This window comes from Parapedobacter flavus, from assembly GCF_035818675.1.
Lineage (GTDB): Bacteria > Bacteroidota > Bacteroidia > Sphingobacteriales > Sphingobacteriaceae > Parapedobacter > Parapedobacter flavus.
On record NZ_JAYKZZ010000032.1, the window covers coordinates 1 to 11,754 of the forward strand.

General features: G+C 55.3%; 9 protein-coding genes. 7 read left to right on the plus strand and 2 right to left on the minus strand.

The window, feature by feature from the left end; all coding sequences use genetic code 11:
* Nucleotides 1–218: 218 nt before the first annotated feature.
* A complete protein-coding gene (locus U9S71_RS19570) occupies nt 219–1,493 on the plus strand; it encodes a hypothetical protein (RefSeq protein ID WP_326329512.1) in 1,275 nt (424 codons plus the stop codon).
* A 155-nt stretch (nt 1,494–1,648) separates the two neighbouring features.
* Here U9S71_RS19570 and U9S71_RS19575 read toward each other — a convergent pair whose 3' ends face one another.
* Together U9S71_RS19575 and U9S71_RS19580 are read right to left on the minus strand one after the other, a co-directional pair.
* Entirely contained in the window at nt 1,649–2,203 is a 555-nt protein-coding gene (locus U9S71_RS19575; RefSeq protein WP_326329514.1) for a helix-turn-helix domain-containing protein, read from the minus strand.
* Nucleotides 2,204–2,245: 42 nt separating this feature from the next.
* On the minus strand, nt 2,246–2,611 hold the full coding sequence (locus U9S71_RS19580; protein WP_326329516.1) for a hypothetical protein: 366 nt from the start codon (nt 2,609–2,611) through the stop codon (nt 2,246–2,248).
* Between the two features lie 127 nt (nt 2,612–2,738).
* Between U9S71_RS19580 and U9S71_RS19585 the strand changes: the two genes are divergently transcribed.
* The 6 genes from U9S71_RS19585 (at nt 2,739) to U9S71_RS19610 (ending at nt 11,744) form a co-directional block, all read left to right on the plus strand.
* Nucleotides 2,739–2,870, plus strand: coding sequence for a hypothetical protein (locus U9S71_RS19585; RefSeq protein ID WP_326329518.1), 132 nt, complete (start codon nt 2,739–2,741; stop codon nt 2,868–2,870).
* Nucleotides 2,871–3,095: 225 nt separating this feature from the next.
* Entirely contained in the window at nt 3,096–6,398 is a 3,303-nt protein-coding gene (locus U9S71_RS19590; RefSeq protein WP_326329519.1) for a UvrD-helicase domain-containing protein, read from the plus strand.
* The gene (locus U9S71_RS19595; protein WP_326329520.1) at nt 6,395–9,295 is read left to right on the plus strand and encodes a PD-(D/E)XK nuclease family protein; all 2,901 of its coding nucleotides are present in this window, start codon (nt 6,395–6,397) and stop codon (nt 9,293–9,295) included. Before U9S71_RS19590 ends, U9S71_RS19595 begins: the two co-directional genes overlap by 4 nt.
* 104 nt (nt 9,296–9,399) lie before the next feature.
* Nucleotides 9,400–10,392, plus strand: coding sequence for a sugar kinase (locus tag U9S71_RS19600; RefSeq protein WP_326329521.1), 993 nt, complete (start codon nt 9,400–9,402; stop codon nt 10,390–10,392).
* A gap of 65 nt (nt 10,393–10,457) precedes the next feature.
* Nucleotides 10,458–11,099: a beta/alpha barrel domain-containing protein gene (locus U9S71_RS19605; protein WP_326329522.1), complete on the plus strand. Its 642-nt coding sequence runs from the start codon at nt 10,458–10,460 to the stop codon at nt 11,097–11,099.
* Between the two features lie 159 nt (nt 11,100–11,258).
* The gene (locus U9S71_RS19610; protein WP_326329523.1) at nt 11,259–11,744 is read left to right on the plus strand and encodes an RpiB/LacA/LacB family sugar-phosphate isomerase; all 486 of its coding nucleotides are present in this window, start codon (nt 11,259–11,261) and stop codon (nt 11,742–11,744) included.
* Nucleotides 11,745–11,754 lie beyond the last annotated feature (10 nt).

Genomic DNA, 11,754 nt, shown 5'->3' on the forward strand with positions numbered 1-11,754 from the left:
GACTGACAAATAAAACTAAATCCCGGGTTTACCGGACAACAATGAATTTATTTGTCATAATTTAATTTTTTGGTTGGGACAAGGTTAAGTAAAACATCGAATAAAAAAAATGTTTTTCTGATTTTCCATCATCACATCCCAAAAAAAGAACTTAGTCAGACCGGGTCAATCAGGATTTTTTTCCTATCATTGTGGTAGCCAATAAACAACGCCCATTTATGACAAGAATAAGCCTTCGGAATTTGCTATTTTTTCTCTTGGCTTTGTTCGGTATGCAAGCGTGTTCCCAGCAACGGACGCCCGACAACCAGCAGGAAGAGCCTCTTACTCGAAACACACCAGTCAACGACCAGCATACGCGTACGGTTAAGCCGGATACCGCAGCGCTGTTCCCAACCGAACGATCCGCATTCAAGAATTATGTTTTTGTGCTGGATGGAGAAGTCATTGAACAAGAGGCATTATCCCATTATGTGGGGGCATCACTGCATAGGGTATTTCCCTACGACACAACGCTTCAAGGCCGTGACTACAGCGGGGCGGTGCTCTTTCATTCCCCACAACAGACCGTGTTTGCTGAACCCTATGCCGATGACCCCGCTTATTTCATCAATGGTATACAGGTGAGTCCGTATGATATTCGATGGTCTATACCGGAATCGTACAACACGCTTGAAAAATCCACCAAAGATACTGTCGTCGACGGGACGCGATACCATGGTTTCGTGCTTGTGGATACCGATGAGGACTTTTTTGCCGACCGTATCACGTTCGCGGAAGCCGTTGACAAATATACGGACTTGCCTTTGCAGGATGTAATCGTTCATTGGCACAGTGGAAGCAAGAAGGATGGTGGCCGGATAATCCAAGATCATTTTTCGATATATCATATCAAACCCTCCGGCATTCATGCCGTCTCAATTGATAGTGTCCAATTTGCCCATCATGAGAAGTTCGTCGTTCACATAGCCGACCACGGCTATCGCCGAGGTGATTTGATTGATAAAGGAGGGCGAGTGCGAACAAACAGGTGGACTAGTGATAAAGCTCAGCTACTTTTTGAGAATCCGTTGGAAATTGATACCGCTTGCCCGTGCTATATTGCGAATTTTGTTCGGAACGGCGATAATGTGTTCCAATTGACGGAATTAAAGCCGGAACCATACGGAGGCGACGTATTATACTTGGAAAAGTTATCAGGTCTTTTAGGATTACCTGGAAAAGCCGGCAACCCGACAGATCCGGATTCTCTGTGGGTACAGTTTATCGTGACCCGCACAAGCATGCTTGCCGAGCTTCAAGCGATAGACAATCCTTCACCAACCGATGAAAAAATCTTGCAAGCCATCAAACGGTATTCCTGTTCGTGGTCACGCGGTATGTTTAGTGGACGGCCGGTGTTGACACAACGTAACATGACCATCATATACAGTAAAGACCCAAGCGGCAATATGGTTTCGTTGGATGACCTTGAATACCGTTATGACAAATGACACTGAACATTTGCATAATACAATGCGATTAACTAGTCGAAACGGTTTAAGCGTCAACTAACATCAATAGTTAGGCACCCAGCGTGGTCAGGAGAAACAAAAAGGGATGCGGTGGCTATCGGGACAAACCAGCCCGTGTGTGGCACCCGAAAAAGCTACTTGCGCGGCGATATGGCCTTCCGCTCTTCGCGGGGCGACCGGTGGAACTGTTTTCGGTATTGGTTAGCGAGGTGTTTGGCATCGGTAAAATGGAGACTCGTCGCAATTTCCTCTATCGATCGGTCCGGCTTTTTGCGCAGCAGCTCCCTTGCTTTGTGCAGGCGCAGCGTGCGGACGGCCGCATTGAAGGTAACCGACCGGCCCTCAAAAGCCCGAGTGAGTTGCCTCACGGAGCAGTTACATTCCGTAGCGACCGTTTCCCGGTTTAGGCCCTCGTCCATGTAATGCTGCTGGATATGGGCAACGGCCCGGTGGTACAACAAGATGAGGGCTTCCTCCCCGTCCGGCTCGTGGGGTTTCGTCAGTTGGTAAACGTAGGCGGTATACAGGTGGGCCAGCAATTGGCCGATGTGGTGCAGGGTGGTGAAGGGGCCGAAGGCTAACTTGGAGAAGGCATCCAGCTGGCGCCTGTGGGCAGCGGTGATGGGGTAGGCGGCCCAGTCGTTCTGCGGATCGTCGAACAGCTCCCGCAGCGGAGCCAGCTCGGCCAATAACAGCCGGCGGGAGGACCCCGATACCCCCAGCAGCAGGGTTCATTGTTTTTCGGCCGCCAGCGTAAGGGGGTAATCGTCTGCACCAGGGGCAAATGAAAATAGCGTTTCGGGCTGGCCTACGTGGCCATCGGTAAACGACAGCTTGCCGTGGAATTGCAGGCAGAGCCAAAGTACGTCCGTTTGCATGGCCGGCAGGGCAAAAGCCATCATCTCCGATGGACGGCCTTTCAGTTCGCACAGGATGAAGTCGTGGGTTTCGAACTGGATGAGCGATAGTTGCTGGTCGAGCTTCCGCCGCACGGCCTGGCGCAACGCCGCCAAGTGCATCCCGTTAAAGGAATCCCTTGCGCTGGTTCTTGACGAAACCGCCTCCCGCCATTGGTGGAACAGGTCTTTTTCGGGCATCTTTTCAAATAGGCATTTATCGATTGGCGGTAAGATAGGAATATTTTTTGAATTGGGACTAGTCCAAGTGGCCGGTGAATGGTGTCAATAAGCGAGCATTGAAAAGATCGGAGTATGTGATAAATACGTGGATGCCGCCATCGTCGGCGGTGCGGACTATATCGTGACCAATGACGCACATTTCAACACCTTGAAAAAGGTCGAATTTTCAAAAATAGATATCATTAGCATCGATCGGTTTATGACGATGATCGATTAATCCGTTGGTTTCGGTACCACCGTCTATAGACAACTATCCCGTATAATCAATTTTAGCGAGGGGCAAAAGATAAATTCAGTTTGTATAGATAAGTCATCGAATAAAAGGTCTGTAATTTCTTCCTTTCAATATGGAAACAGTCGGGTACCCATTTTTAAAATTTAAGCAACAGCAATTGGTTTTCAGGCCTAAATTTCCCTACCTTCACCCCTGAAAACTTGCGTTATGCCTGCCGTTCCTCCATTAAAAATCCTCAAAGCATCCGCCGGGTCTGGCAAGACCTTCAGCCTCACGGCGCAATACCTGACGCTTCTGTTTGCCGGTGAGCATAAGTACCGCGAGATACTGGCCATCACCTTCACCAACAAAGCTACGGCCGAAATGAAAGGCCGTATACTGGAAGTGCTGGAAGCACTGGCCATGGGCGACGGCGGTACGAAAGACGACGCCAGTGGATACCGCGAAATGCTGCTCGCCGCCTACCCCCAGTGGGGTGCCGCCACCTTGCAGCAACGGGCGGCAGAGACGTACCGCAAAATTTTGCACGACTATAGCCGGTTTGCCGTGAGCACCATCGACGGGTTCACCCAGAAGGTGATTCGCGGGTTTACCTTTGAGCTGGGTATCGATGCGGGATATAAGCTGGAGATGAATATCCGCAAGGTAAAGGCCGACCTGGTGCTGCGCCTGAACCGGTTGCTCGACGAGCGGCCCGACCTGTTGCAATGGATCATGGACTATGCACAGGCCAAGATCGATCGCGATGAAAACTGGAACTACCGCTGGGCGCTGAGCGAGTTGGCCTCGGAAATTTTTAAGGAGGATTTCCAGGACTTCGACAAGGCCATATCCCGCATTCCGGCGCAGGAGCTCTTCACCAACCTCGACCGCTATTGCAAAGCAGCCATCAAGCAGTTCGAAGATGCGTTCGGGCAGTTGCTCAAGGCGGCAGCCGATGCGTTCAGCAAGTCGGGGGTGGATGTGATGGACCTGGCCGGTAAATCGCGCAACTACCTCGGTAAGCTGGATCGGTTTTCGGCAGAAGACCCCGCAGATGTTATCAAAAAGTTAGGGAAATACATCGATGAACCCAACGAATGGCAGAAAAGTGGCCTGGATGCCGGCATGGCAGCGCTGTACGGCGTGCTGAATCCCCTGCTCCACCAGCTGCAAACGCTATATGCCGAACAGGCGCCCGACTATTACCTGGCCAAGGCCATCGATGAAAATTTGTATTACCTGCGGCTGCTTAAGGAAATGAGTGCGCTGCTGGCCGAATGGCGGCACGACAACGCCGCACAACTCATCAGCGACGCCCAGATCCTCCTGAGCAGCATCGGCACCAACGAATCGGGCGACCCTACCTTCATCTGGGAGAAAACGGGTAGCCGTTTCCGGCATTTTCTCTTCGATGAGTTCCAGGATACCTCGAAAAGGCAATGGGATAACCTGCGGCCGCTGCTCATCAACGCCATGGGCAACGCGACGGGCCAGCACCACGAACACCTCGTGGTGGGCGATGTGAAACAAAGCATCTACCGCTGGCGCAGCGGCGACTGGCGTATCCTGCTCGACCGCGCCGAACGGCAGATCGGGCAGGCATTTAACGTGGCCGACACGGCGTCGCTGATCCGACAGGAAACGCTCGATACTAACTACCGCAGCCACGAACGCATCGTGGCCTTCAACAACCTGGTTTTTGAACATGCGCCGGCCTGGCTGCAGCAACGGCTGAACGACCGCGTGCTGAAGGAACTGGGGGCAGAGCGGTATGAACAATGGTGGAAACCGTCCGGCAACCACGATACGATCATCCGCGCCTACCACGATAGTACCCAACAGTTGCCCCCACGTGCCGATAGGGCGGGAGGGACTGTACAGGTCGACTTTATCGAGGTAAACAGCAACAGCCACCGCCCGAGTGCCGTGAAAACAGAGGCATTGGAACGCATGGCCGATACGCTAACCGGCTGCCTGGCCGCCGGGACATATACGCCCCGCCAAGTGGGCATCCTCGTGCGGACCAACAACGAGGCTCGCGAAGTTATCCAATTCCTGCTCGACCGGCAACGGGAGACCGGTGTTTCATTCGATGTGATTTCCGGCGAGGCGCTGACACTCGCCAACAACCCGGCCATACGGCTGCTGGTGGATACGCTGCGGGCACTCGTGGGGGGTGTCTCGGACGCGGCACTATACCGGGCCAACTGCATATTGCTGTATAACCAACTGCACGGTAAACCGGTAGCGGCCGATGATTGGCTGCACATCTGCGCGGGTGGCTTGGGTGGCCTGGCTGGCTTGCTGCCGGAGCCGCTTTGCGAACAGGGGCCGATATGGATGCAGCTGCCGCTGGTCGAACTAATCGAAACCTTGATCGGTGCCTACGGACTGCACGCGCTGCCCCAGCACCTCCCCTATATCTTTGCGTTCCGCGATATGGTGGCGGGCTTCGCGACCGGTGGCGAGCGCGGCATACCAGCCTTCTTGGCGTATTGGGAAGAGGAGGGCATAGACAAGGCCCTTCCCGCCAGCACCGATGCCGACGCCGTGGAAGTGATCACCGTTCACAAATCGAAAGGGCTGGCCTTTGACGTGGTGATGATTCCTTTTTGTGCGTGGGCCATAGATGGCAAGCCGAATGGTCATTTCTGGGTGGGTACGGCGGACACCCCGTATGCGTTGCTGGATAAAACGCCGGTTAAATACAAAAGTGACCTCGGTAAGTCGTCGCTTTATAAGGCCTACTTTGAGGAGATGCTCTTCAACTACATGGATGCGCTCAACACGCTTTATGTAGCCACCACCCGCACGCGGAAGCACCTGTATGTAACGGCGCCCGGTATAAAAGGGGCAGATGAAATCAACACGCTGGTGGCGGGCGACCTGCTGCTGGAAGTGCTGCAGCACCATGCGGACCAACTGGGCGTGGCGTTTAACCAGGGGATACGGTTGGGCGAACCAACTGCTGGGCGCGCCGATGGCGGTTCGGAAGGCCCGGAAGGAGACTTCTCGTTTGACCATTACCCCACGTCGGGCAGGCTGAAGGCCGAGTTGGTGCGCCCCGAAATGCATGCCGAATTGGATATGGTGCGGCGCGAAACCGCCAGGCGGCACGGGCAGCTCCTCCATGAGCTGATGGCTGCCGTAACCGATATGGCCGGATTGGACGCCGCGCTGGATAACCTGCAGGCGCAGGGCTTGTTACAGGGCGAAGAGCGGGATGAACTGCGGGCCCTCGCCCTAGCCACCTGGGAGCATCCGCAATTACAGGCGTGGTATGGGGGCGACTACCTGCACTGGAACGAACAGCCCATTATCCTATCCAATGGGCGGACCTTACGCCCGGATAAGGTGCTGGTGGGTAAGGATGAAACCATTGTGGTTGACTTTAAATTCACCCAGCAGGAAGATGATGCCCACCGCAAACAGGTGGCCGACTACCAACTGGTGCTCCGCCAACTGGGTATGCCCAATGTAAAAGGGTATGTGTATTACGGAACATTGAATAAATTAATCGCGATATGAGCGCCGCGCCCTTTCTTCGACAAGTAGCTGCCGACCTGTTGTCGCGCTTTGGCGACGACCTAAAAGACGTGGCCGTGGTGCTGACCAACAAACGGCCCGCCGTATTCTTGCGCAAGCACCTGGCAGACCTCGCGGGTAAACCGTTGTGGAGCCCGGCGTTTTTCACCGTGCAGGAATTTTTCGCCCAGTCGGCCACCCTGCCGCAAGGCAATGTGCTTGCGCAGTTTTTTATCCTGCACCGCCTGCACAACGGACTGCTGCGCGATGAGGGCCTGCCCGAAGAAACCCCGGATGCGTTCTATTCGCTGGCGGAGACCATCCTATCCGACTTCGCCCAGCTGGACTATGACCTGGTAGACCCCGGCGAGGTGTATGCTGAGCTGCGCGACATCGCCCTCCTCCAGCAGCGGTTTCCCCACCTCTCGGCCGAGCAGCAGCGTTTCATGCGGCAGTTCTGGGAGTCATTTTCCGTGGGTAAGCAAACCGCCATACAGCAGAAGTTCCTGCAGCTGTGGGGGCGCCTGCCGCGGTTATACCGCCAGTTTAAAGCGGAGTTGGCCCAGCAGGGGCTCACCACCTCGGCAACGACGTACCGCGACCTCGCGGAAGGACACGCTGCCAACCCGCAGTTTATCGAAGCCTATAAACAGGTGGTTTTCGTGGGCTTCAACGCCCTTAGCCGCTGCGAAATAAAATTGTTCACCCAGTGGCAGGAAGCCGGTAAGGCGCTTTTCTATTTCGATGGCGACCAATATTATACAAATGATGACTTGCAGGAGGCGGGTCTCTTCCTGCGCAGGAATATCGGGCAGCATGGGCTGAAAAATGCCTTGGGCGACTTCCCGTCCGTATTGGCCACGAAGACCAGCCGCTTGGATGTGGTCGCTGCCTCGGGTGCGGTGGCCCAAGCCAAGATGCTGTCTGCATGGTTGCCCACGGCTGCGGCGGGAATGGCTTCGCCAACCCGTACAGCCATCATCCTGGCCGACGAGCGCCTGCTGATACCGCTGCTGCAAAGTCTGCCGGAAGGGGCCGACTTCAACGTGACGGTAGGGTACCCGCTGGTGCAGTCGACACTCTTCGGCTACATCGACCTCTGGCTGCGTATCCAGCAGTACTACGCCACCCACGGCGCCGGGGCCGCGCACCATCTCGATGTGGCGGCGGTTTTGGCCCACCCCCTGTGCGGGGTGGCCGCCGCGGAACGGCGAAGCATCCAACAGCTGATCAATGAAAACCAATGGCTGGACGTGCCCGCCCAGGCGCTGCCGCTCAGCTCGGGCAGCTATCCTGCTTTTTTTACCGAGCGGAAAAACAGCGGGGCGCTGCTCCAGGCGTTGCATGGGCTGCTCGAAGGCGTGCTCGAACAGCGGCAACGCGACAAGGCTTTGCAGCATATCGAGGCAGCCCTTCTGCTGGCCACCAAGAAGACCCTCAACCTGCTGCACGAAGGACTCGCCAGTCACCCCGACCTCTCGGTCGATTTCGCCTGTGCGCTCATCCAGAAAGCATTGCAAAGTGTCAGCGCACCCATCGAGGGCGAGCCGTTGAACGGCATACAGATCATGGGGCTGCTGGAGAGCCGTTGCCTCGATTTCGACGAGGTGTTCATTATCGGGGCCAACGAGGGCGCATTGCCGAAAATTACCGCTGCCCCTACGTTTATCCCCGACTCCATCCGCCGCGCACACGGCCTGCCGGTGCTCGAAAACCAGGATGCCCTTTCGGCATACCTGTTCTATCGCTTATTGCAGCACCCCCAACGGATCACCGTGGTATATAACCAGGTCGTAGACGAGGGCAACAGCGGCGAGGTGAGCAGGTTCGTGCGGCAGCTGGCTTTCGAAAGCAGGTTGACGTACCATCATCGGGTACAGCGGCAACCGGTGCGGACCGTATCGCCACCCAATCCGGTGACGGTAGCCAAAACCGGCAACGTGTGGCAGCAGATGCAACGCTATGTGGATGTGGATGCGCCCGACCGCCTGCGGCTGTCGGCCTCGGGCCTCACTACCTACCTGCAGTCGCCCTTGTTGTTCTTCCTGAAGTACATCGCCGAAATCAAGGAACCACCGAAGGTATCGGAAGAATTTGAGCTGAATAGGCTGGGCTCTGTGGTGCATGGCGCCATGCAGACGGTATACGAACGGCTGCGCACGCAACACGAAACCATCGAAGCCGCCCATATCCGGCAACAGATCGCCCAACTGCCACAGTTATGCCTCGGTGCGCTGGCCAAGGAGCTGAAGCTGCCCGACGGCAAGCACCTCACACCGAACAGCATGCACCGCATTCTCCTGAAGATCGCCACGGAATACGCAGCCGTGTTTCTGCGGCACGATGCCAGCGAGGTGGCACCGTTGCACATCGTGGAGCTCGAGAATGACCGCGATTATGCCATCGAGTTTCCGATTACGGTGTGTGGAGAAGAAAAGACCATCTGCCTCTACGGTATCATCGACCGCGTGGATGTGGTTGCCGGGAAAACACGGGTTGTGGACTACAAAACGGGGCGCGACGAACTGAAGTTCAGCGGTTATGAAACGTTGTTTGCCCCTGCATCGGCCAAGAGCAACAAGGCCATGATACAAACCTTGTTTTATACCTTGTTGTATGAACAGGTAACGGGCACCGCCGGCGTGGAGCCGAACCTCTACGTGGCCCGGAAACTCCGCAACGAGGGTTCGTTGTTTTACATGGGTGGCCGCAGTGGGTTCGTGGTGGAGGGTGCCGGACTGGAGGATACCAAGGCCCGGTTCGTGGAGTTTCTGCGCCACACGTTGGAAGAGCTGTTCAACCCGGATATCCCTTTCGGGCACAATAGCAATGCGGTGTTGTATCCGGGCGACCCCTACCAGGAGTTTCTCGGCCAACAGCCCGCCGAAGAGGAAGCGTAGCCAAGTCGACGAAGACGTGTAACGAAAACGTATGCGTAGATTTTGGGGCGTATTTCGCATGTTGCGTTTCCTGTTTCGTACTTTAAATACTACTTTAGCACCCCATGAGTAAACATCGAATACTTTCTTTCGGCGAGCTGATGTTGCGGCTCAGTTCAACAGGCGCCTCATTTTTGGAAAAAGATAGTGCCGTGGCCGTTTTCCCCGCCGGCTCTGAAGCCAATGTCGTGGCATCGCTGGCCCAGTGGGGCGTACCGTGCAGCTACCTGAGCCGGATGCCCGATAATGAACTCGCTGCACAGGCGCTGGGCGGCCTGGCGGCGCTTGGTGTGGATGTATCCACCACGTTGCTGGAGGGCGATCGGCTAGGGCTCTATTTCCTGCTCTCGGCAAACGGACTTACCAAAGGCGAGGTGGTGTACGATCGGAAATATTCGGCCTTCAGCCAGCTGCAGCCGGGAGCTATCGATTGGGACGAGGTACTCGATGGTTATACGTGGTTCCACTGGAGCGCCCTTACGCCGGCCCTCAACGAGTCGCTCGCCGCAGTATGCAAGGAAGCCCTCGAAGCGGCACGCCGTAAAGGACGGGTGGTGTCGGTAGATCTCAACTACCGCAATAAACTGTGGAACTATGGCAAGCAGCCGATTGAGGTGATGCCTGAACTGCTTCGGTATTGCGACGTGGTGATGGGCAATATCTGGGCGGCGAATAAGATGCTGGGAACGCCGGTGCTCGAAACGCTGGGACGGGATACCCCATCCGATACGTATTTCGAACAGGCGAAGGAATCGGCGCGTGAAGTGTTAGAGCGGCTGCCCCAATGCAAACACGTGGCCTATACGTTCCGCTTTATGGATTCGGCTACCCATAACCTGTTGTACGGTACTTACCATACGCATGGCGGCGATTTTATGTCGGCCATACAGGAGACCAACGAAGTGGTAGACCGTATCGGCAGCGGCGATGCGTTTATGGCCGGACTGATTTATGCGCTGGTTGCGGAGAAAGACGGACAAGGGGTTGTGGATACGGCGACGGCTGCCGGGTTCAGGAAACTGTTTGTGAAAGGGGATTTCGGTAACGGTGATTTGTAGGGAGTAGACGACAGACAATAGACACTAAACGACAGACATCAGACACTAGATATTGGCTATCAAAAATGAAAAATATACTTGACCACATATTAAAATATCCGGTACTGCCGGTTTATTATAACGATGACATACAGACCTGCATAGAAGTGGTAAACGCTTGCTATGCGGGTGGCATCCGGGTTTTTGAATTTGTGAACCGCGGCGAACAGGCCCCGGAAAACTTCTCGCAGCTACTCGCCTACCAGCGGGAGCATTGGCCCGATCTATTACTGGGTATCGGGACAATCAAAACCGCCGCGATGGCTACGGCCTACGTCGAGATGGGAGCCGGGTTTATCGTGAGCCCCGTGGTAAAGCCGGAGATTGCGGAGGTGACCCTGAAGCGCGGCATCCTGTGGGTACCGGGCTGCATGACACCGACAGAAATCAGCATGGCCGAAGACCTCGGCGCACCGTTGGTGAAGCTCTTCCCCGGGGATGCGCTGGGGACGGGGTTCCTCAAATCCATTAAGCCGCTGTTTCCCACCATGCGGTTCATGCCCACTGGCGGGGTAAATCCGACGGAAGAAAGCATTTCCAGTTGGTTCGGTGCCGGGGTGAGTGCCGTAGGGCTGGGCTCCAAGCTGTTTGCCAAGCCTGAGGGCGCTACCGGGTTCGACTGGCTCGCCGACCGTAGTAAGGCGCTGATGGGTTGGGTGAAGGGTTAGGTGATTGTTTACAGTTACGCTGTCTCGAAAAAGGACACGGCACAATCATTTTCAAAATAAAAAGGCATATTTTCTACCGAAAATTGATTTTTTGGCTATCTTCATCGCCAGTTTCGCAAGGCGTAAGAGCGCCAGCGACAGCTTAAAATTTGCCCATTGATGAAGACAGTAGGGATTGCAGCAGATCACGCCGGTTTGGAACAGAAGGAACAACTGATGGCGAAGCTGATTGAAGCTGGGTATGAGGTGCACGATTATGGCGCGAAGGCATACGACCCCACAGACGACTATCCGGATATCATTGTGCCGTTGGCTCATGCTGTGGCCAACCATGAAGTGGCCCGCGGTATCGCGGTATGCGGCAGCGGTGTGGGCGTATCGGTGGCAGCCAATAAGATACCCGGCGTGCGTGCCGCATTGATTACGGAGACCTACTCGGCCCGCCAGGGGGTGGAGCACGACGATATGAACCTGCTTTGCCTGGGCGGACGGGTTATCGGTCCGATGCTGATCTGGGAGCTGGCAACCGCTTTTCTACAAGCGGAGTACGACGGTGGCGAGCGTTTTGAACGGCGACTGCAAAAGGTTATTGCACTGGAAAAACGTCTAACGCGGGCAGGTGATAGTGAAACGGAAAACAAGTGAGAATAAGGAG